The sequence below is a fragment of the Phenylobacterium sp. genome, assembly GCF_036501465.1.
GTDB lineage: Bacteria > Pseudomonadota > Alphaproteobacteria > Caulobacterales > Caulobacteraceae > Phenylobacterium.
Map to the genome: position 1 here is coordinate 29,059 of NZ_DASYAF010000076.1, position 20,023 is coordinate 49,081.

General features: G+C 69.0%; 18 protein-coding genes and 3 pseudogenes. 8 read left to right on the top strand and 13 right to left on the bottom strand.

The genetic code is table 11. The features are described 5' to 3' along the window. Nucleotides 1–6 precede the first annotated feature (6 nt). From VGL85_RS08465 to glyA, 4 genes are read right to left on the bottom strand one after another with little or no spacing between them, the layout of a single operon-like run. Nucleotides 7–597 (bottom strand): riboflavin synthase, encoded by a 591-nt coding sequence (locus tag VGL85_RS08465; protein ID WP_331588026.1) that lies wholly within the window; start codon nt 595–597, stop codon nt 7–9. Next, nucleotides 597–1,241: a RibD family protein gene (locus tag VGL85_RS08470; RefSeq protein WP_331588028.1), complete on the bottom strand. Its 645-nt coding sequence runs from the start codon at nt 1,239–1,241 to the stop codon at nt 597–599. The genes VGL85_RS08465 and VGL85_RS08470 overlap by 1 nt, the downstream gene beginning before the upstream one ends. 7 nt (nt 1,242–1,248) lie before the next feature. Further along, nucleotides 1,249–1,719, bottom strand: a complete 471-nt coding sequence (gene nrdR, locus VGL85_RS08475; RefSeq protein WP_331588030.1) for a transcriptional regulator NrdR — start codon at nt 1,717–1,719, stop codon at nt 1,249–1,251. Between the two features lie 28 nt (nt 1,720–1,747). Beyond that, a complete protein-coding gene (glyA, locus tag VGL85_RS08480; RefSeq protein ID WP_331588032.1) occupies nt 1,748–3,031 on the bottom strand; it encodes a serine hydroxymethyltransferase in 1,284 nt (427 codons plus the stop codon). Nucleotides 3,032–3,312: 281 nt separating this feature from the next. On the opposite strand from glyA, the gene VGL85_RS08485 reads away from it, so the two are divergent. Next, nucleotides 3,313–3,699: a MucR family transcriptional regulator gene (locus VGL85_RS08485; RefSeq protein WP_331588034.1), complete on the top strand. Its 387-nt coding sequence runs from the start codon at nt 3,313–3,315 to the stop codon at nt 3,697–3,699. 62 nt (nt 3,700–3,761) lie between these two features. Beyond that, nucleotides 3,762–4,595 carry a hypothetical protein gene (locus VGL85_RS08490; RefSeq protein WP_331588036.1) on the top strand — a complete coding sequence of 278 codons (834 nt, stop codon included), beginning with the start codon at nt 3,762–3,764 and terminating at the stop codon, nt 4,593–4,595. A 136-nt stretch (nt 4,596–4,731) separates the two neighbouring features. On the opposite strand, the gene hemA is transcribed toward VGL85_RS08490, so the two are convergent. The 5 genes and pseudogenes from hemA to VGL85_RS08515 form a co-directional block, all read right to left on the bottom strand. Next, nucleotides 4,732–5,958 carry a 5-aminolevulinate synthase gene (gene hemA, locus VGL85_RS08495; RefSeq protein ID WP_331588038.1) on the bottom strand — a complete coding sequence of 409 codons (1,227 nt, stop codon included), beginning with the start codon at nt 5,956–5,958 and terminating at the stop codon, nt 4,732–4,734. A 212-nt stretch (nt 5,959–6,170) separates the two neighbouring features. Next, nucleotides 6,171–7,064 (bottom strand): annotated as a pseudogene (mmsB, locus tag VGL85_RS08500) (3-hydroxyisobutyrate dehydrogenase); the annotation flags it as partial. A gap of 22 nt (nt 7,065–7,086) precedes the next feature. Further along, nucleotides 7,087–7,848, bottom strand: coding sequence for a methyltransferase (locus tag VGL85_RS08505; protein ID WP_331588040.1), 762 nt, complete (start codon nt 7,846–7,848; stop codon nt 7,087–7,089). A 44-nt stretch (nt 7,849–7,892) separates the two neighbouring features. After that, nucleotides 7,893–8,945 (bottom strand): enoyl-CoA hydratase/isomerase family protein, encoded by a 1,053-nt coding sequence (locus VGL85_RS08510; protein WP_331588042.1) that lies wholly within the window; start codon nt 8,943–8,945, stop codon nt 7,893–7,895. Further along, on the bottom strand, nt 8,942–10,081 hold the full coding sequence (locus VGL85_RS08515; RefSeq protein WP_331588044.1) for an isobutyryl-CoA dehydrogenase: 1,140 nt from the start codon (nt 10,079–10,081) through the stop codon (nt 8,942–8,944). The genes VGL85_RS08510 and VGL85_RS08515 overlap by 4 nt, the downstream gene beginning before the upstream one ends. 185 nt (nt 10,082–10,266) lie before the next feature. Here VGL85_RS08515 and hemB point away from each other — a divergent pair, with 185 nt between their 5' ends. Then, nucleotides 10,267–11,283 carry a porphobilinogen synthase gene (gene hemB, locus VGL85_RS08520; RefSeq protein WP_331588046.1) on the top strand — a complete coding sequence of 339 codons (1,017 nt, stop codon included), beginning with the start codon at nt 10,267–10,269 and terminating at the stop codon, nt 11,281–11,283. After that, the gene (locus VGL85_RS08525; RefSeq protein WP_331588048.1) at nt 11,280–11,513 is read left to right on the top strand and encodes an NUDIX domain-containing protein; all 234 of its coding nucleotides are present in this window, start codon (nt 11,280–11,282) and stop codon (nt 11,511–11,513) included. Before hemB ends, VGL85_RS08525 begins: the two co-directional genes overlap by 4 nt. On the opposite strand, the gene VGL85_RS08530 is transcribed toward VGL85_RS08525, so the two are convergent. The 4 genes from VGL85_RS08530 to VGL85_RS08545 form a co-directional block, all read right to left on the bottom strand. Next, complete coding sequence (locus VGL85_RS08530) at nt 11,497–12,366, bottom strand: alpha/beta hydrolase (protein ID WP_331588051.1); 870 nt, start codon at nt 12,364–12,366, stop codon at nt 11,497–11,499. The two genes, VGL85_RS08525 and VGL85_RS08530, sit on opposite strands and share 17 nt — an antisense overlap. Continuing rightward, nucleotides 12,363–15,485 carry an efflux RND transporter permease subunit gene (locus VGL85_RS08535; protein WP_331588054.1) on the bottom strand — a complete coding sequence of 1,041 codons (3,123 nt, stop codon included), beginning with the start codon at nt 15,483–15,485 and terminating at the stop codon, nt 12,363–12,365. The genes VGL85_RS08530 and VGL85_RS08535 overlap by 4 nt, the downstream gene beginning before the upstream one ends. A 92-nt stretch (nt 15,486–15,577) precedes the next feature. Next, the gene (locus VGL85_RS08540; protein WP_331588057.1) at nt 15,578–16,081 is read right to left on the bottom strand and encodes a GNAT family N-acetyltransferase; all 504 of its coding nucleotides are present in this window, start codon (nt 16,079–16,081) and stop codon (nt 15,578–15,580) included. After that, nucleotides 16,082–16,939 carry an NAD(P)-dependent oxidoreductase gene (locus VGL85_RS08545; RefSeq protein WP_331588059.1) on the bottom strand — a complete coding sequence of 286 codons (858 nt, stop codon included), beginning with the start codon at nt 16,937–16,939 and terminating at the stop codon, nt 16,082–16,084. Nucleotides 16,940–17,030: 91 nt separating this feature from the next. On the opposite strand from VGL85_RS08545, the gene VGL85_RS08550 reads away from it, so the two are divergent. The 4 genes and pseudogenes from VGL85_RS08550 to VGL85_RS08565 form a co-directional block, all read left to right on the top strand. After that, complete coding sequence (locus VGL85_RS08550) at nt 17,031–17,918, top strand: flagellar motor protein MotB (RefSeq protein WP_331588061.1); 888 nt, start codon at nt 17,031–17,033, stop codon at nt 17,916–17,918. Between the two features lie 127 nt (nt 17,919–18,045). Continuing rightward, nucleotides 18,046–18,823: pseudogene (locus VGL85_RS08555) on the top strand (arginyltransferase); the annotation flags it as partial. Between the two features lie 81 nt (nt 18,824–18,904). Beyond that, a complete protein-coding gene (locus VGL85_RS08560; RefSeq protein ID WP_331588065.1) occupies nt 18,905–19,519 on the top strand; it encodes an AAA family ATPase in 615 nt (204 codons plus the stop codon). Between the two features lie 63 nt (nt 19,520–19,582). Next, nucleotides 19,583–20,023, top strand: a pseudogene (locus VGL85_RS08565) (RNA degradosome polyphosphate kinase); the annotation flags it as partial.

The following is a 20,023-nucleotide window of genomic DNA, read 5'->3' on the forward strand; positions in this document are numbered from 1 at the left end:
AACCCTTTAGGCGGTTTCCTGGAAACGCGCGAGATAGCGCGCCAGCATGTCGATCTCGAGGTTGACCCGGCTGCCCGCAGCAAGCTCGCCGAGCGAGGTCACGTCCCAGGTGTGCGGAATCAGGTTCACGCCGAAGACGTCGTCCTCGACCGCGTTGACCGTGAGCGACACGCCCTCGACGGCGATCGAGCCCTTGGGCGCGATGAAGCGGTGCAGCGGCTTCGGGACCCGGATGCGCACGCGGTGCGAGCCGCCCTCGCTCTCGACGCTCAGCACCTCGCCCACCCCGTCCACGTGGCCGGAGACGATGTGGCCGCCCAGCTCGTCGCCGAGGCGGGCGGCGCGTTCCAGGTTGACGCGGCGGCCTTCCTTCCAGCCATCCAGGGTGCTCATCGCCAGCGTCTCGCCCGAGACCTCGACGGCGAACCAGCCGGGGCCGGTCTCCACCACGGTCAGGCAGCAGCCGGCGTGGCTGATCGAGGCGCCGATGGCGATGGTCGCGGTGTCGAAGCCGGTCTCGATCTCGAAGCGGCGGTCGCGGTTGGTGTCGCGCACGGCGCGCACGCGGCCCACGTCGGTGACGATCCCGGTGAACATCAGGCTCTTTCGTACCGTTCCCAGAGGTCGCGGCCCAGTTCGCGGACCTCGACCCTGCGGAAATGGGGCGCCTCGGCCAGGGCCGCAACCGCCAGCGCGCCGACGCCCGGCCGCCCTCCGCCGCCGATCAGCAGGGGCGCGCGGAACCACTCGATGGCGTCCACCAGGCCGCAGCGGACGAAGCTCGCCGCCACCTGGCCGCCGCCTTCGACGAACAGGCGGGCGAGGCCCTCGGTCGCCAGGGCCGCGACGACGGATTTCAGCTCCGGGCGGTCTTCGGCCAGCGCGCGGACGGTGAGCACCTTCACCCCGGCCTCGACCAAGTGTGCTTCCGGCGCGCCGGTCGCCACCACATAGGTCGGGACCTCGCGCGCGGTCTTCACCAGCTTGCAGTGCGCCGCCAGCCGCTGGCGGCTGTCCAGCACCACACGGGCCGGCTGGGCGCCGTTGTAGCCCGGCAGGCGCACGGTGAGCTCCGGATCGTCCGCCAGCGCGGTCTCGACGCCCACCACCACGGCGTCGTGCTCGGCGCGCAGCCTGTGGACCTGCTCGCGCGCCGCCTCGCCGGTGATCCAGCGGCTCTCGCCGGACGCCGTGGCGATGCGGCCGTCGAGCGAGGTGGCGAGCTTGAGGGTGACGCTCACCCGGGGCTCACTCTTCCGCCGCCGCCTCGGACAGGCCCTCGGCGCCCAGGAACTTGGCGAAGTCCTCGGTTTCCTTGAAGTCGCGGTAGACGGAGGCGTAGCGGACGTAGGCCACGTCATCGAGGGCCTTCAGCTGCTTCATCACCAGCTCGCCCACCGCCGAGGACGGCAGCTCGGTCTCGCCCATGCTTTCCAGCTGGCGGACGATGGAGGAGATCATCCGCTCCACCTGTTCCGGATCGATGGGCCGCTTGCGGATCGCCACCGAGATCGAGCGGGCGAGCTTGTCGCGCTCGAACGGCGTGCGGCGGCCGGAGCGCTTGATGATGGTCAGTTCGCGCAGCTGGACGCGCTCGAAGGTGGTGAAGCGGCCGCCGCATTCCGGGCAGAGCCGGCGGCGGCGGATGGCGGCGCCGTCCTCCGACGGACGGCTGTCCTTCACCTGGCTTTCGGCATGGCCGCAGAACGGGCAACGCATGATCTGGCCCCTTCCGGCCGATTGACCCCTATCCGTTGTAGATAGGGAAGCGCTGCGTCAACTGAAGAACTTCGCCGCGGACCTTCTGCTCGACGGCGGAATTGTCGCCGCCGGCGGCCACGCCATCCAGCACCTCGCCGATCCACTTGCCCACCTGGCGGAACTCGGCGGGGCCGAAACCGCGGGTCGTGCCGGCCGGCGAGCCGACCCGCAGGCCCGAGGTCTGCATCGGCGGCAGCGGGTCGAAGGGGATGCCGTTCTTGTTGGTGGTGATGCCGGCCCGCTCCAGCGCCACCTCGGCGTCGGCGCCCGAGACGCCCTTCGGCGTCAGGTCCACCAGCATCAGGTGGCTGTCGGTGCCGTTGGAGACGATCTTGAAGCCGGCCTGCTGCAGGCTGTCGGCCAGCGCGCGGGCGTTGTCGATCACCGCCTGGGCGTAGAGCTTGAAGTCCGGCCGCAGGGCTTCGCCGAAGGCCACGGCCTTGGCGGCGATCACGTGCATCAAGGGGCCGCCCTGCAGGCCCGGGAACACGGCCGAGTCGATCTTCTTCGCCAGCTTCTTGTCGTTGGTCATGATCATGCCGCCGCGCGGGCCGCGCAGGGTCTTGTGGGTGGTGGTGGTGACGATCTGGGCGTGCGGGAACGGGTTCGGGTAGACGCCTGCGGCCACCAGGCCCGCATAGTGGGCGATGTCGGCCATGACGATCGCGCCCACCTTGTCGGCGATCTCGCGGAAGCGGGCGAAGTCGATCTGCCGCGAATAGGCCGAGCCGCCGGCGATGATCACCTTGGGCTTTTCGGCGAGCGCGATCTCCTCGGCCTGGTCGTAGTCGATCAGGTGGTCCTGAACGCGCACGCCATAGTGGACCGGCCGGAACCACTTGCCGGACTGGTTGATGTTCTTGCCGTGGGTCAGGTGGCCGCCCGCGGCCAGGTCCATGCCCATGAAGGTGTCGCCCGGCGTCATGGTGGCCATGAACACCGCCTGGTTGGCCTGGCTGCCGGAGTGCGACTGGACGTTGACGAACTCGCAGCCGAACAGCCGCTTGGCCCGCTCCTGGGCCAGCACCTCGGCCTCGTCCACCACCTCGCAGCCGCCGTAGTAGCGCCGGCCCGGATAGCCCTCGGCGTATTTGTTGGTGAGCACCGAGCCCTGCGCCTCCAGCACCGCCTTGGAGACGATGTTCTCCGAGGCGATGAGCTCGATCTGGTTCTGCTGGCGGGTCAGTTCGCCCTGCAGGATCTTCGCGAGGTCCGGGTCGCTGTGCGCCACGTCGGCGCTGAAGAAACCGTTGCCGGTCTGGGCTTGCATCTGAAGCGTCAAGGGCGGCGCCTTTCGGGCTGGCGATGATTCTGGCGGGGGCTGGAGAGCGCTATCTACCGCCAAACCCCCGCGCCCTCCACAGCCGGGAAGTCACAAAGTCCGCGAGAAAATCTGGGAACGATCCCCCGCCTGCTGCGTTTGAGTTGCACCCGCAGCAGGACTCAAGGGGCGGAGTCTATGCGCCGCGGGGCGTGTCGGAGCGTCAAATCGGAGGGGACATCAGCATGAGTGTCGGACCACACCCGGAGGGGCCTTCGGGCGAGGACCTAATGCGGCTTGGGACGGGCATCGTCGCCGCTTTCGTCAGTCGCAATTCCGTGCCGGCCGACGCCCTGCCGGAGGTGATCCGCACGGTCCACCAGGCGCTGGAGGGCCTGTCGCGCAACGGCGTCGCCGCGCCCGAGGAGCGGCCGAAGCCCGCCGTCGCGGTGGGCCGCTCGGTGCAGCACGACTTCATCGTCTGCCTCGAGGACGGCAAGAAGCTGAAGATGCTGAAGCGCTACCTGCGCTCGCGCTACGACATGAGCCCCGACGAGTACCGCAAGCGCTGGGGCCTGCCGGCCGACTACCCGATGGTGGCGCCGGCCTATGCGGCCAGGCGCAGCGACTTCGCCAAGAAGATCGGCCTGGGCCGCGGCGTGCGCCGTCGGAAATAGCGGCGCTTTTCCACCCGGGCCGGCGGGCGTAGCCTTCGGCGAAACGAAGGTGGAGAAACGCCATGTCGGTCGCCGACGATCTGGTCTGGACCAGCGAATTCCGCTCGCCGCGCAATTCCGCCGCCGAGGTGAAGGGCTCGATCCACGACGACGCCACCGCCTCCAAGCTGGGCTTCCGGGGCGGCACGGTGGCCGGCTCGATCCACATGGACCAGTTCGTGCCGGGGCTCATCAAGCTCTACGGCGAGGCCTGGTTCGAGACCGGCGGCCTGTCGCTCTACTTCACCAAGGCGACCACCGACGCCGAGCCGGTGAAGGCCACGGTGGAGGCCGGCGCGGAGCGCGCGCGGCTGACCATGCACGACGTCCCCGGCGACCAGATCTGCGAGGGCACGGGCAGCGCCCGTCCCGACGCGCAGTCGGAACTCAGCAAACGCATCGCGGCCCAGGAGCCGGCCGCGCCGGGGCGCTTGCGCATCCTGGGCCAGATCGCGGTCGGCGAAGAGCACAAGGACATCCCGGTCCGGGTCGAGGCCGACCAGCTGCTGAAGTCGCTGGAGACGCTCACCGAGCCCCTGCCCGCCTATCGCGACGCGCTGGTCCTGCCGCCCTCGCACCTGATCCGCCTGACCCACCAGGTGCGCAAGCACACCGTCGGCAAGGCGGGGACGTCGGTGGGCCTGTTCGGGGCGCTGGAGACGCAGGCGCTGGCCGGTCCGCTGAAGGCCGGCGTCGACTATGTCGCGCGCACCCGGATGCTGAAGCTCACCGAAAGCCCGAAGACCGAGAACGCCTGGTACGAGGTGCTGGTCGCCGACAAGGCCGGCCAGGACGTGGCGCGGGTGGTCTACTACCTGCGCTTCATGAAGGCGTCTTCGCCGTTGTGGGCCGCCTAGCTTCCAGCTGATCGTCATGGCCGGGCTTGTCCCGGCCATCCATAGGCGCAGGCGGCGGAGGGCGGATCGAAATCGGCGTTCATGGGTGGCCGGGACAAGCCCGGCCATGACGGCAGATCTGGTTCGGATGCGGTTCTTAGGCCGCCACCCCGCCCACGCGCTTGATGTTGCAGTGGACCCAGAGCTCTTCCAGGGCCGCCACCAGGGTGTCCATCATCTCGTCGGTGTGGGCCGGCGACGGCGTGAAGCGCAGGCGCTCGGTGCCGCGCGGCACGGTGGGGTAGTTGATCGGCTGGACGTAGATGCCGTGCTCTTCCAGCAGGATATCCGAGACCATCTTGCAGTGGACGGCGTCGCCCACCAGCACCGGCACGATGTGGCAGACCGACGGCATCACCGGCAGGCCGGCGGCCGTCATCCGCGCCTTCAGCGCCGCGGCGCGTTCCTGGTGCGCCACGCGGATCTCGTTGTGTTCCTTGAGATAGCGGATCGAGGCCACCGCGCCGGCGGCCAGGGCCGGCGGGATCGAGGTGGTGAAGATGAAACCGTCGGCATAGCTGCGGATGGCGTCGCAGATCGCCGCGTCAGCGGCGATGTAGCCGCCCATGACGCCGAACGCCTTGCCCAGGGTGCCTTCGATGATGTCGATCTCGCCCATCATGCCGTCGCGCTCGGCGACACCGGCGCCGCGCGGGCCGTACATGCCGACCGCGTGGACCTCGTCGATGTAGGTCATCGCGCCGAATTTCTTGGCCAGCGCCACGGTGGCGGGAATGTCGGAGATGTCGCCGTCCATGGAATAGACGCTCTCGAAGGCGACCACCTTCGGCGCGGCCGGATCGGCGGCGGCGAGCAGTTCCTCCAGGTGCGCCAGGTCGTTGTGGCGGAAGATCTGCTTTTCGCCCTTGTGGGCGCGGATGCCGCTGATCATCGAATTGTGGTTCAGCGCGTCGGAGAAGATGATCAGGCCCGGCAGGATCTTGTGCAGGGTCGACAGCGTCGCCTCGTTGGAGACGTAGCCGGAGGTGAACAGCAACGCGGCCTGCTTGCCGTGCAGGTCGGCCAGCTCGCGCTCCAGCTCCACGTGATAGTGGGTGGTGCCGGAGATGTTGCGCGTGCCGCCGGAGCCGGCGCCCGCCTCCTCGATCGCCTTGTGCATGGCGTCGAGCACGACCGGGTTCTGGCCCTGGCCGAGATAGTCGTTGGAGCACCAGACCGTGACGTCGGCGCTCGTGCCGTCGGCCTTGGTCCAGGTGGCGCGCGGGAAATCGCCGCGGTGACGTTTCAGATCGGCGAACACCCGGTAGCGGCCCTCGGACCGGATCCGCTCCAGCGCGCCTTCAAATGCTGCCTTGTAATCCATCGATGTCTCAAACTCCGGTCCCGCGTCCGTGAAATGCCGCGCGGGCGGCCGGGTCCCTCTGATGCGATGCGGTTTTCGCACCACGGGGCCCCGATGTCTATCTAAGCAATGATAAGTCGCTGCGATGTTTCATCACGGACGCGATGAGATTTCCTTGATGGGCGCCAACCGATCCAGGCTGGCGATTCAGGCCGTCGATTCAGGCCGTCGATTCAGGCCGGCGGATGGCCGCGGAACAGCTCCAGGATCGCCGAGAAATCCTTGGACCCGCCGCCCAGGCGCTCGAACAGGGCGTAGAGCCCCTCGGCCTGGGCGCCCAGGGGCGTGGCCGCCCCGGCCTTGGCGGCGGCGTCCTGCGCCAGCTTCAGGTCCTTCAGCATCATCGCCGTGGCGAAGCCGCCCTCGTAGCCGCGATTCGACGGCGCGGCGGGCACCGGGCCGGGCCAGGGGCAATAGCTGGTCAGGCTCCAGCTCTGGCCGGAGGACTTGGACGCGATCTCGAAGAACCGCTCGGCGTCCAGGCCCAGCTTCTCAGCCAGGGCGAAGGCCTCGCAGGTGGCGATCATGGTCGCGCCGAGGACCATGTTGTTGCAGATCTTGGCCGCCTGGCCGGCGCCGTGGTCGCCGGCGCGGATGACAGCCCGCGCCATCGGCCCGATCAGCGCCTCGACGTCGTGGAAATCGGCCTCGGCGCAGCCCACCATGAAGGCCAGGGTCCCGGCCTCGGCGCCGGCCTGGCCGCCGCTGACCGGCGCGTCGGCGAAGCGGAAGCCCGCCTCGGTGACCTGTCTGGCGACCGCACGCGCACTCTCGACGTCGATCGTCGAACAGTCGATCAGAAGCGCGCCCGGCTTGGCATTGGGGATGATGTCGCCCGCGTAGACGGCGCGCACATGCTGGCCGGCCGGCAGCATGGTGATCACCGCGTCGGCGGCCTTCACCGCCTCGGCGGCCGAGCCGGCGGCGGCGCAGCCCGCGCCCACCGCCTTCTCCAGCGCCGCCTTCGACAAGTCGAAAGCGGCGACCTCATGACCCGCCTTGGCCTGGTTGGCGGCCATGCCGCCGCCCATGTTGCCGAGGCCGATGAAGGCGATGCGGGTCATGAGAACTCCCTCTGAATACGCTGACTTACTTCGGCTTACGGAACTTGTAGACGAACTGGTCGGTCTTGTGGCGCAGGGGACCGTCAGCGGTCGAGCGCGTGGTGTGATCGTCCGCCGGGTTGTGCAGCGCCTTGCTCTCGCCGTCGAACTTGAAGCCCGCGGCCTCAGCTTCCTTGCGCACCACCGCCGGATCGATCCGATGCAGGGTCGATGTCACGTTGGGCGTGTCCGGATTGGCCACGTGGTCGAGCACGATGAACACGCCGCCCGGCTTCAGCGAATTGAACACCGACTTGTCGAAGGCGACCATGTCGATGTTCGGAGCGTTTTTCAGGTCGTGATAGTTCTGGGCGGTCCAGACGATGTCCGCCTGGGTCGGGATCGACACCCCTTGCAGCAGCGGGATGTGGATGGATTTCACATTCGAGTAGTTCGGGTCGGCCGCGATGGTGTCCTGCGGCTGCGGCGGCGGGGGTTTGGACGGATCCTGCGACGCCCGCGGCGGATTGCCGACGGCATAGACCGTGCCCTTCGACCCGACAGCCTTCGAGAAGATGCGGGTGAAGTAGCCGCCGCCGGGGATCAGGTCGACGACGGTCATGCCGGGCTTCACGCCGGCGAACTCCAGCATCTCGGCGGGCTTGCGGTCGGCGTCGCGCTGGGTGTCGTTGGCGGGACGCGCCTTGTCGGCGACGGCGGCGGTGATGTAGGCGGCCGGCGCGGCGTAGGCCGCGAGGGCGGTGGCGCCGGCGGCCAGGGCGGCGGCCAGCAACAGCTTGGATTTCATCTCAGCAGATCCTCCCAATAGCGGTCGCTCAGCGCCGCCTGCCGTCAAGGTAAGGGCGTCCATTCCTCAGAGGAAGGCAGGGGCGCGAAAATCTCGTCCAGGATGGCCTCGGTGACGCCGGCCAGGCTGGGCGGGCTCCACTTCGGCGCATTGTCCTTGTCGACGATCACCGCGCGCACGCCCTCCAGGAAATCATGCCGGTGCACGACGCGTGCGCCGATCCGATATTCCATGGCCATGTTGTCGGCGAAGCGCTTCATCCGCCGCCCGAGCGCCAGCTGGCGGAAGGCGACCTTCATGGTCTGCGGCGACTTGGTGGAAAGGGTCGCGAGCTGGGCCTTCGCCCAGTCCGAGCCATCGGCCTCCAGGGCTGCGACGATCGCCTCAACGCTGTCGCCGGCGAACAAGCGGGCGATGTCGTCCACCTGGGCGGCCAGGGGCGGACGGCCCGCGTCGCCGTCGTATTCGGTGAGCAGGGTCTCGATGGCGCCGGGATCGGCGACGATGGCGGCCTTGAGGTCGGCGACCCGGGCGCTGTCCACATAGTCGGTGGCGATGCCGGCCAGCTGGCAGTCGGCGGCCTTGATGCGCGCGCCGGTCAGCGCCAGCCACAGGCCGATGTGGTCGCTCATCCGCGACAGGAACCAGCCGCCGCCGACGTCCGGGAACAGGCCGATGCCGGTCTCCGGCATGGCGAAGGTGGTCCGCTCGGTGGCCACGCGGAAGCGGCAGGGCCGCGACAAGCCCACGCCGCCGCCCATGGTCACCCCATCCATGATCGCCACCAGCGGCTTCTCGTAGTCGTGCAGCAGGGTGTTCAGCCGGTACTCGGTGAAGAAGAATTCCCGCGCCCGTCGGCCGTCCCCTGCCCCGCTCTCGGCCAGCATGCGGATGTCGCCGCCGGCGCAGAAACCGCGCTCGCCCGAGTGGTCGAACAGCACCAGCTTCACCGCCGGATCGGCGCGCCAGGCGACCAGCGCATCGATCATCAGCCGACACATGTTGGTGGTCAGCGCATGCAGCGCCTGCGGCCGGTTGAGCGTGATCCGCCCGACCGCGCCTTCGACGCGGGTGATGACTTCGGGTTCGTCGCTCATTGCCGGAACAGCTCCCGGGCCGTGATCACCCGCATGATCTCGTTGGTGCCTTCCAGGATCTGGTGGACGCGCAGGTCGCGCACGATCCGCTCCAGCGGGAAGTCGGCCAGATAGCCGTAGCCGCCGTGCAGCTGCAGGGCCTGGTTGGCCACCTCGAACCCGCCGTCGGTGGCGAAGCGCTTGGCCATGGCGCAGTACTGGGTGGCGCGCGGGTCCTTGGCATCCAGCGCATGGGCCGCGCGGCGGACCATCAGCCTGGCCGCGTCCAGCTCCGTCGCCATGTCGGCGAAGCGCCAGGCCAGGCCCTGGAAGTCCTTCAGCGGATTGCCGAACTGCTTGCGGGTCTCCAGGTGCGCCTTGGCGGTGTCGAGCGCCAGCCCCGCGCCGCCCAGCGAACAGGAGGCGATGTTGATCCGCCCGCCGTCCAGACCCGCCATGGCGAAGCGGAAGCCGTCGCCCTCGGCGCCGATGCGGTTGGCGACCGGCACGCGGCAGTCGTCGAAGTTGACCATGGCCGTGGGCTGCGACTTCCAGCCCATCTTCTTCTCCTGCGCCCCGAAGGACAGGCCCGGCGTCCCGGCCTCCACGACGATGGCCGAGACGCCCTTCGGCCCCGGCCCGCCGGTCCTGGCCATCACAACGTAGAGGTCCGAGGTCCCGGCGCCGGAGATGAAGGCCTTGGACCCGTTCAGCACATAGTGCTCGCCGTCCAGCCGCGCGGTGGTGGAGAGCGCCGCGGCGTCGGAGCCCGAGCCCGGCTCGGTCAGGCAGTAGGAGGCGATATATTCCATGGTCGTCAGCTTGGGCAGGAAACGGCGGCGGATCTCCTCGCCGCCGAACCGGTCGATCATCCAGCTGGCCATGTTGTGGATCGAGATGAAGGCCGCCGTCGCCACGTCGCCATAGGCCAACTGCTCGAAGACGATGGAGGCGTCGAGCCGGGAGAGCGCCGAGCCGCCCACGTCTTCGGCCACATAGAGGCCGGCGAAGCCCAGTTCGGCGGCCTTGCGCAGCACGTTCACCGGGAAGTGGCTCTCGGCGTCCCAGCGCGCGGAGTGCGGGGCCAGCTCGGCGGCGGCGAAGGCGCGCGCGGCGTCCTCGATGGCCCGCTGGTCGTCGGTCAGGGCGAAATCCATGGGCGCGGACTCAGCGCGCGTCGGAGCCGGTGTCAATCCACCCGCTCATCCCGGCGAAAGCCGGGACCCAAGCTGAGCCACAGCCACGTAGCGCCCGAAACCAAACGCCCTATGGATCCCGGCTTTCGCCGGGACGAGCGGATAGAGGGTTGCGCCGTTGCCGTTGCGAGTCCTAAAGCCGCGCCATGACCCGCGCTCCCCTCGCCGCCTATCCCGCGCTTCGCATGCGCCGCCTGCGCCAGGCCGACTGGATCCGCCGCCTGGTGCGCGAGACGGTGCTGACGCCAGCCGACCTGATCTGGTCGATGGTGGTGCATGAGGGCGAGGGCCAGGTCCCGGTGGGCTCCATGCCGGGCGTTTCCCGCCTGTCGGTGAAGGACGCCGCCGCCGCGGCGAAGGAGGCCGCGAAGCTCGGCATCCCGGCCATCGCCGTCTTCCCGCACATCGACGGGGGCAAGAAGGACGCCGCCGGCTCGCTGGCCGCCGACCCCGACGGCCTGGTCTGCCGCGCGGTCAAGGCCATGAAGGACGCCGCGCCCGAGGTGGGGATCATGTGCGACGTGGCGCTGGACCCGTTCACCGACCACGGCCACGACGGCCTTCTGGAAGACGGTCGCATCGTCAACGACCCGACGGTGGAGGTCCTGGTCCAGCAGGGCCTGGCGCAGGCGCGGGCTGGCTGCGACATCCTCGCGCCCAGCGACATGATGGACGGCAGATGTGGAGCCCTGCGCAAGGCGCTCGAGGCCGAAGGCCTGCAGGACGTGATGATCATGTCCTATGCGGCGAAGTACGCCTCGGCCTTCTACGGCCCCTACCGCGAGGCGATCGGCTCAGGGAAGCTGGGCGCGGGCTCGGTGGCCAACCCCGGCGACAAGAAGACCTATCAGATGGACGCCGCCAACCATTCCGAGGCCCTGCGCGAGGTCGCCCTCGACATCGCCGAGGGCGCCGACATGGTGATGGTCAAGCCGGGGATGCCCTACCTCGACATCGTGCGCCAGGTGGTCGACGCCTTTTCCATGCCGACCTTCGCGTTCCAGGTCTCGGGCGAGTACGCCATGCTGATGGCCGCCGCCCAGAACGGCTGGCTGGATGAGGAACGCGCCATCCTGGAGAGCCTGGGCGGCTTCAAGCGCGCCGGCGCGGCGGGCGTCATCACCTATTTCGCGCCGCGGGCCGCGCGGCTGCTCGGCGCGTGATCGTCGAGGTCGTCGGCGCGGTGATCCGCGACGCCGGGGGCCAGCTTCTAACCGTGCGCAAGCGCGGGACCCAGCGCTTCATGCTGCCCGGCGGCAAGCGCGAGCCGGGCGAGGACGACCTGGCGGAGATCGAGGAGATGCTGTGGATCGACCCGGCCGCGCCGCCGCCGGTCCCGATCGCGCCCCTGCTGGTCGCCAAGATCCTGCCCGCGCTCATCGCGGCGCACTGAGCCACGCCTCCAGGATCGGGTTCACCCTCTGCGGCGCTTCCTGCTGCACCCAGTGCGAGACGCCCGGCAGCCGCTCGATGGTCAGGTCACGGACGTGGGCGTCCGTGCCGTCCAGCAGCTCGACGCCGAGCGCGGCGTCCTCCTCGCCCCAGACGATCAGGGTCGGCGTCTCGATCTTCGGCCAGGGCCCGCGCAGCTTGCCGCCCAGGCGGAAGGCGGCGCGATACCAGTTGATCATGCCGCGGATCGCGCCGGGCCGCCGGGCGTCGGCGGCGTAGCGATCCAGGACCTCGGGGGTGAAGTTGGATTTGTCGATCGCCATGCCGTGGAAGGCGTTGCGGATCGCGCGGCCGTCATTGGCGGTCATCGTCCGCTCCGGAATCCCCGGCAGCTGGAAGAAGAACATGTACCAGGACTTCTTGAGCTGGGCCCGGGACCTGCGCAGGTGCTCGGCCATCACCGCCGGATGCGGCACGTTCATGATCACCAGCCGCTCCAGCGGCCGCATGCGATTGGCGGCGAAGGTCCAGGCCAGGCCGGCGCCCCAGTCGTGGCCGATCAGGGTGACCGTCCTGGCGCCGCTGGCGTCGATCAGGGCGGCGACGTCCTCCATCAGCCGGTCGATCAGATAGGCGGAGACCGCCCGCGGCTTGGGCTCGGTCTCGCCATAGCCGCGCAGGTCCGGCGCCCAGGCGCGGTAGCCCATCGCAGCCAACAGCGGCAGCTGATAGCGCCAGGAAAAGCGGCTCTCCGGGAAACCGTGCAGGCAGAGCGCCAGCCGATCGCCCTCACCCGCCTCGTCGACCGCGAAGTCGAAGCCGTTGGCCTGGATGCGGCGGGTGGTGATCGTCATTCGGCGGCGGCTTTCGGCTTGGCGCGACTGTTCCCGGGGAATCGCCGCATCACCAGCACGAAGAACAGCGGCACGAAGAAGATGGCGAAGACGGTCGCCGCCAGCATGCCGCCGATCACGCCGGTGCCGATGTCGTTCTGGCTGCCGGCCCCGGCGCCGCTGGAGACCGCCAGCGGGAAGACGCCGACCATGAAAGCCAGAGAGGTCATCAGGATCGGCCGCAGCCGCTGGCGCGCGGCATGGATCGCCGCATCCACCGGGTCGGCGCCGGCCTCGTAGGACTCCAGGGCGAACTCCACGATCAGGATGGCGTTCTTCGCCGCCAGGCCCATGGTGGTCAGCAGCCCCACCTGGAAGTAGATGTCGTTGTAGAGGCCGCGCAGGGTCGCTGCGACGAGGGCGCCGACCACGCCCAGCGGCAGGACCAGCAGGACCGCGACCGGGATCGACCAGCTTTCGTAGAGCGCGGCCAGGCACAGGAAGACCACCAGGATCGAGAGCCCATAGAGCAGCGGGGCCTGGGCGCCGGCGGCCTGCTCCTGCAGCGAAAGCCCGGTCCACTCGAAACCCACGCCCTTGGGCAGGCGCGCGACCAGCTTCTCCATGGTCTTCATCGCCGCGCCCGAGCTCTTGCCCGGCGCCGCCTGGCCCTGGATCTCGAAGGACGGCACGCCGTTGTAGCGCTGCAGCTGCGCCGGGCCATAGGTCCAGCCGGCCTTCGAGAAGGCCGAGAACGGCGTCATCCCGCCACTCGCGTTGCGCAGGTTCCAGGCGAAGACGTCGGCGGGATTGGTGCGGAACGGGGCGTCGCCTTCCATGTAGACGTGCTTGACGCGGCCGTTGTCGACGAAGTCGCCGAGATAGACCTGGCCCCAGACCGCGCTCAGGGCGGTGTCGATGTCGGCCGGCGCGACGCCCAGGGCCGCGGCGTGCGGGATGTCCACGTCGACGTGGACCTGCGGCGTGTCGTCGAGCCCGTTCGGCCGCACGGCGGTGAGGTCCGGCTCCGAGCGCGCCATGCCCAGAAGCTGGTTGCGGGCGGCGAGGAAGGCGTCGTGGCTCAAGCCCCCGCGGTTCTCCAATTGCAGGTCGAAGCCGGTGGCGTTGCCAAGCTCCTGAACGGCGGGCGGCACCACCACGAAGATCTGCGCGTCGCGCACCCCGGAAAGGCGCTGCATGGCGCGCTGGACAATGGCCGGCGCGTGGTTGGCCGCGCCCTTTCGCTCGTCCCAGTTCCTGAGCTTGATGAAGCCGATACCGGAGTTCTGGCCCGATCCGGCGAAGTTGAAGCCGGCGACGGTGAACAGCCCGCTGACGTTGGCCTTCTCATCGACCAGGAAGTGATGCTCGACGGCGCGGATGGCGTCGAGCGTCCGCGTCTGGACCGCGCCCACCGGCAGGGTGATCTGGGCGAACATCGAGCCCTGATCCTCCTCCGGCAGGAAACCGGTGGGCATGTAGACGAACAGGCCGACCATGACGGCGACCAGGAGGCCGTAGAGGATCAGCGGTGGGATCGGCCGCCCCACGATCGTCCCCAACGTGCGTTCATACCCTGAGCGCGCGCGATCGAAGTTGCGATTGAACCAGCCGAACGGTCCGCGCTGCGGCGCGTCCTTTGGCGGCTTGAGCAGGGTCGCGCAGAGCGCCGGGCTGAGGATCAGGGCCACCCCCACCGACAGCACGATCGCCGAAACCATGGTCACCGAGAACTGGCGATAGATCGCGCCCGTCGAGCCGCCGAAGAAGCCCATGGGCGCCAGCACCGCGACCAGCACCAGGGCGATGCCGACCAGGGCGCCGGTGATCTCGTCCATGGACTTGCGCGCCGCATCGCGCGGCGACAGCCCCTCCTCGCTCATCAGCCGCTCGACGTTTTCGACCACCACGATGGCGTCGTCGACCAGCAGGCCGATCACGATCACCACGGCGAAAAGGGTGAGGGTGTTGATGGAATAGCCCACCACCCCCAGCACCGCGAAAGTGCCGAGCAGCACCACAGGCACGGCGATGGCGGGGATCAGGGTGGCACGCCAGTTCTGCAGGAAGACGTAGATCACCACCACGACCAGGGCCATGGCCTCCAGAAGCGTCCTGACGACCTCGCGGATCGAGATCCTGACGAAGGTCGTGTTGTCGACCGGGAAGGAAAGCCGCATGCCGGGCGGCAGGTTCTGGGCGAGTTGCGCGGCCTTCGCTTTCACCGCGTCGGCGGTCTTGAGCGCATTCGCGCCCGGGGCGAGCTGGACAGCGACACCCGAGGCCGGATGGCCGTTCAGGTGGCTGACGGAATCGTAGCTGTCGCTGCCCAGCTCGACCCGGCCGACGTCGGCCAGCGTCACCAGCCCGCCGCTGGTGGCGCCGCGGACAACGATGTGGCGGAACTGATCGGCGGTCGTCAGGCGCGACTGGGCGGTGACCGTGGCGTTCAGTTGCTGGCCTCTCACCGCCGGCAACCCGCCCACCTGGCCGGCGGAAACCTGGATGTTCTGCGCCTGCACCGCGGCGGCGACATCGGCCGGCGTCAGGTTGAAACCGTCGAGCTTGTAGGGATCGAGCCAGATCCGCATGGCGTGCTGGGCGCCGAAGGTCTGCACCGAACCCACGCCGTCCACGCGCGAAAGCGGGTCCTGGAAGTTGCTGACCATGTAGTCGGCGATGTCGAAGTTGGTGAAGTGCTCGGTGGGGTCCGACAGGGCCACGATCAGCAGGAAGTTGGTCCGCGCCTTGGCGACCGTCACGCCGAGCTGCTGAACCTGGGGCGGCAGGAGCGGCGTCGCCGAGGCCACCTTGTTCTGCACCTGCACCTGGGCGATGTCCGGATTGGTCCCCGGCTTGAAGGTGGCGGTGATGGTGAGCTGGCCGCTGGAACTGCTGTTGGACGAGAAATAGATCAGCCCGTCGAGACCGTTGAGTTGCTGCTCGATGACCTGTGTCACCGAGGTCTGCAGGATCTGAGCCGAGGCGCCGGGATAGATCGCCGTGATGGTGATCGCCGGCGGGGCGATCTCCGGATACTGGGCGATCGGCAGGGCGCGCACCGCGAACACGCCGGCGAGCATCACCACCAGGGCGATGACCCAGGCGAAGATCGGGTGGTCGATGAAGAAACGTGACATTTCGACGGGCCCGGCTCCCGCCTGGGACGGGCGGTCCACAGGAGGTCCCTGGCAGGTAGTCGATACTCAGCCGGGGTCAAGCCGGTCCGGCGTCAGACCGTGCAGAAGTAGCTGCTTTCGCCCTCGTGGCCCGGAAGCTGGATCATGCCGGCGTCGCGCAGGCCGATCTTCTTCAGGACGGCGATGGAGCCGGCGTTGGCGGGCGTGGTGATCGCCACGATCACCGGCAGGCCGAGCGTCTTCAGCCCATAGGCCAGGCAGGCGGCCGCCGCCTCTGTGGCCAGGCCTGCGCCCCAGAACCGCTCCAGGAAGGCGTAGCCCACGTCCGGGTGCTCCAGGCCGTCGCGCTTGACCAGGCCGCAGAGGCCGGCCGCCTCGCCGGTGGCCTTGAGGTCGCAGCGCCAGAGGCCGAAGCCGTTGGCCGCATAACCGGCCCGGGCGCGTTCGATATAGCCCTTGGCGCTTTCCAGGTCCCGCACGCCGCGATCGCCGATGTTCTCGAGGAACCCGCGGCTCATCAGGAGTTCGAGGATGAACGGCGCGTCGTCGGCGGTAAGCTCGCTCAGCGCCATGCGTTCGGTCGCAAGAACCTGCACTCAGGCCTTCTCCAGCCGCGCCACCAGGCTGGAGGTGTCCCAGCGGTGGCCGCCGATCGCCTGCACCTCGGCGTAGAAGCCGTCGACCATGCGGGTCATGTCCAGGGCCGCGCCGTTGCGCAGCGCCTCGTCCAGCACCAGCCCCAGGTCCTTGCGCATCCAATCGACCGCGAAGCCGAAGTCGAATTTGTTCTCGGTCATGGTCTTCCAGCGGTTGTCCATCTGCCAGGACTGGGCCGCGCCCTTGGAGATCGCCTCATAGACCGCCTGCGGGTCGAGGCCGGCGCGCTTGGCGAAGTGCAGCCCTTCGGCGAGCCCCTGGACGACGCCGGCGATGCAGATCTGGTTGACCATCTTGGTGAGCTGGCCGGACCCCGGCCCGCCCATCAGCCGGATGGCCTTGGCGTAGGCGTCGATCACCGGCTCGGCCTTCGCGAAGGCCTCGGGCGTTCCGCCGCACATGATGGTCAGCTGGCCGTTCTCCGCCCCGGCCTGGCCGCCGCTGACCGGCGCGTCCACGAAGCCGCGACCGCCCTTGGCCGCCAGCTGCGCCATCTCGCGCGCCACCACCGCCGAGGTCGTGGTGTGGTCGACCACCACCCCGCCCGGCGCCATGGCCGGCAGGGCTTCGCCCACCACCTGGCGCACATCGTCGTCGTTGCCGACGCAGAGGACGAACAGCTCGGCGTCCTTCGCCGCCTCCGCCGCCGTGCCCCCCGGGCGGCCGCCGAACTTTTCCACCCAGTCGCGCGCCTTGGCGGAACTGCGGTTGTAGACCGCCATCTCGTGGCCGGCCTTGGCCAGGTGCCCCGCCATGGGGAAGCCCATCACGCCGAGACCGGCGAACGCCACCTTCATCGTAACCTTGCTCCTTAACCGTGTGCGCAACGCCATTTTAACGGAGGCCTGCGCAAGTGAGTCCTCGTATCAGGCTACCCCGGGGCGGACCATGTCGGTGAGCGGCGAACGGCCGATCATCATCAAGAAGATCAAGAAGGGCGGCGGCGCGGGCCATCACGGCGGCGCCTGGAAGGTCGCCTATGCCGACTTCGTGACCGCGATGATGGCCTTCTTCCTCCTGATGTGGCTGATCAACACCACCTCGCCCGAGCAGAAGCGCGGCATCGCCGACTATTTCGCCCCCGCCAGCGTCTCGGAGACCACCTCCGGCTCCGGCGGCATCCTGGCCGGCACCGCGCTGGGCAACGACGGCACCAAGCAGAACGGCTCGCAGTCGGTGATCCAGGACAGCGCGCCCGACGTGCAGGACCCGAACGACGGCAAGGCGAAGAGCGCCGCCAAGGCGGCCGATCCGGCCAAGCTGGATGCCGCCAAGAAGGAAGAGGCCGCCCTTCAATCGGCCGCCGCGTCCTTGCGCCAGGCGCTGCAGGACATGCCGGAACTGACGGAGCTTTCGAAGAACATCATCGTCGACGTGACGCCCGAGGGCCTGCGCATCCAGTTGATCGACCAGGAAGGCCGCGCGATGTTCAACCAGGGCAGCGCCCAGCCCAACGACCGGGCCAAGGTGCTGCTGCGGGCGGTCTCCAAATACATCAACCAATTGCCCAACCGGATCAGCATATACGGCCACACCAGCGCCAGCGTCGGCGGCGCCAAGACCGATGGCGACTGGCCCCTGTCGTTCGCCCGAGCCGACGCCTCACGCAAGGTGCTGCAGAGCGCCGGCGTCGACCCCGACCGCATCTACCAGACCAGTGGCAAGGCCTCCTCCGAGCCGCTCTATCCCGACGATCCGACCCTGCCTGGCAACCGACGCATCGCGATCGTGTTGTTGCGTGAAGCGCCAGTGCTGCCGCCGGACCACGGTCCTTAGGGCCAAGGTTCCCCGAGCCGGGTTTCCGGAACGAAACTCAGGGACCAAAGGTCGCTGTGACAGCCCTTGCGCAGGCGGCGCTCATGTCGCCTAATCAAGGTGATCGGCAGAGGGCGACCGCAATTCCGTGACGCAACATTTTCCGTCCCGACAGCTCAGGTTCTTCCTGACCGCGCCGTCCCCGTGCCCCTATCTGCCGGACCGGTTCGAGCGCAAGGTGTTCGCCCACCTGCCGCTCAGCGACGGCGCCAGCGTCAATGACAGCCTGACCCAGGTCGGCTTCCGCCGCTCGCAGAACATCGCCTATCGCCCGGCCTGCGAGGCCTGCGCGGCCTGCATCTCCGCCCGCATCCCGGCGGCCGGCTACATCTTCTCGCGCTCCGAGCGCAAGACCATCGCCCGCAACGAGGACCTGGAGCGCAAGGTCGTCGAGGCCGAGGCGACCATGGAGCAGTTCGACCTGCTGCGCCGCTACCTCACCGCGCGCCACGCCGACGGCGGCATGGCCGAGATGACCTGGCCCGACTATGTGGCGATGGTCGAGGACACCGCGGTCCGCACCCACATCATCGAATTCCGCCTGCGCCCGAACAGTCCGGCCGGCCGGCGCGGCCCGGGCGAGCTGGTGGCCTGCGCCCTGGTGGACGTGATGAACGACGGCCTGTCGCTGGTCTACAGCTTCTACGACCCCAACCAGGGCCGCCGCAGCCTGGGCTCCTTCGTGATCCTCGACCACGTGATCCAGGCGTGCCTGACGGGCCTGCCCTACGTCTACCTGGGCTATTGGGTTCGCGGGTCGGAGAAGATGGACTACAAGGTCCGCTTCTCGCCGATCGAGTTGCTGAAGGCCGAGGGGTGGACCCCGGTCGTCGGCGGCGCGACCAAGGCGATCCCCGAGACGCCCTAACCCGGACGACATCTGGCGCATGGTCAGCCAGCTTCGGCTCAGCCTTCGCAGGCCCGCGACCCACACGCGGGAGGCCTTCGTGACGGGGCCATCCAACGCCCCGGCGCTGGCGGCGCTCGACGCCTGGCCGGCGTGGCCTGGCGGCGGCCTGGCGCTCTGCGGCCCGGAAGGCTGCGGCAAGACCCATCTGGCGCGCGACTGGGCGGGGCGCGCCCACGCCGTGGTCCTGGATCGCCTGGCGCCGGACATCGCCGCCGCCGCCGGCCGCCCGGCGCTGCTGGAGGACGTCGACCAGGGCATGGACGACGAGGCCCTGTTCCACCTGCTCAACCAGGCGGCGCGCGCGGGCGCGAGCCTGCTGGTCACCGCCCGCAAGCCGCCGGCCCTGTGGGATGCGGCCCTGCCCGACCTGCGCTCGCGCCTCAAGGCGCTGAACGTGGCCGAGATCGAGGCGCCGGACGACCAGGTGCTGAGCGGCGTGCTGCGCAAATTCTTCCGTGAGCGGAATATTCGTCCGCACGACGACGTCTATCCGTATCTGCTGCGACGCATGGAACGGTCGATTCCGGGCGCCGAAGAGATCGTGCGCCGCCTGGATGAGACCGATCATGAGCTGATGCGGCCGGTTTCCCGGGTTCTGGCCCGCGAAATCCTTGAAGAAGATATCGAAAATCTTGATCTTTTTGACGGATGACTTGAAGCCGTCACACGCGGGGGCGACAAACCCCGTTCCGATATTCCGCCGGGAGCCAGACGGATGAGCTACGCGGAGACCATCCCCGCCGAAGCCGCCAATCAGGTCGAACCGCAACCGGGCAAGCTCGCCTGGGACGAGGAGCTTGCCGACTCGCCCGCGCGCTTCTTCAACCGTGAACTGTCGTGGCTGGCGTTCAACCGGCGCGTCCTGGCCGAGAGCGTGAACCCGCGCCACCCGCTCCTGGAGCGCCTGCGGTTCCTGGCGATCAGCGCCAACAACCTCGACGAATTCTACATGGTCCGGGTCGCCGGCCTGCGCGCCCAGGAGCGTGAGGGCGTGCGCACGCCGAGCCAGGAGGGCCTGACGCCCACCGAACAGCTCGAACGGGTCAACGCCGAGGCGGCCGACCTGATGGCCGACCAGCAGAGGCGATGGGGCGAACTGCGCGCCGAACTGTCCGACGAAGGCCTGCAGGTGGTGGCCGCCGCCGATGTCACCAAC

Bases quoted from the DNA above. Each gene is read 5' to 3' on its own strand.
- hemA (WP_331588038.1), bottom strand. From the start codon at position 5,958: ATGGATTACAAGGCAGCATTTGAAGGCGCGCTGGAGCGGATCCGGTCC.
- VGL85_RS08485 (WP_331588034.1), top strand. From the start codon at position 3,313: ATGCGGCTTGGGACGGGCATCGTCGCCGCTTTCGTCAGTCGCAATTCC.
- VGL85_RS08545 (WP_331588059.1), bottom strand. From the start codon at position 16,939: ATGAAGGTGGCGTTCGCCGGTCTCGGCGTGATGGGCTTCCCCATGGCG.
- hemB (WP_331588046.1), top strand. From the start codon at position 10,267: ATGACCCGCGCTCCCCTCGCCGCCTATCCCGCGCTTCGCATGCGCCGC.
- VGL85_RS08505 (WP_331588040.1), bottom strand. From the start codon at position 7,848: ATGAAATCCAAGCTGTTGCTGGCCGCCGCCCTGGCCGCCGGCGCCACC.
- VGL85_RS08515 (WP_331588044.1), bottom strand. From the start codon at position 10,081: ATGGATTTCGCCCTGACCGACGACCAGCGGGCCATCGAGGACGCCGCG.
- glyA (WP_331588032.1), bottom strand. From the start codon at position 3,031: ATGCAAGCCCAGACCGGCAACGGTTTCTTCAGCGCCGACGTGGCGCAC.
- VGL85_RS08490 (WP_331588036.1), top strand. From the start codon at position 3,762: ATGTCGGTCGCCGACGATCTGGTCTGGACCAGCGAATTCCGCTCGCCG.
- VGL85_RS08465 (WP_331588026.1), bottom strand. From the start codon at position 597: ATGTTCACCGGGATCGTCACCGACGTGGGCCGCGTGCGCGCCGTGCGC.
- nrdR (WP_331588030.1), bottom strand. From the start codon at position 1,719: ATGCGTTGCCCGTTCTGCGGCCATGCCGAAAGCCAGGTGAAGGACAGC.
- VGL85_RS08535 (WP_331588054.1), bottom strand. From the start codon at position 15,485: ATGTCACGTTTCTTCATCGACCACCCGATCTTCGCCTGGGTCATCGCC.
- VGL85_RS08550 (WP_331588061.1), top strand. From the start codon at position 17,031: ATGTCGGTGAGCGGCGAACGGCCGATCATCATCAAGAAGATCAAGAAG.
- VGL85_RS08510 (WP_331588042.1), bottom strand. From the start codon at position 8,945: ATGAGCGACGAACCCGAAGTCATCACCCGCGTCGAAGGCGCGGTCGGG.
- VGL85_RS08530 (WP_331588051.1), bottom strand. From the start codon at position 12,366: ATGACGATCACCACCCGCCGCATCCAGGCCAACGGCTTCGACTTCGCG.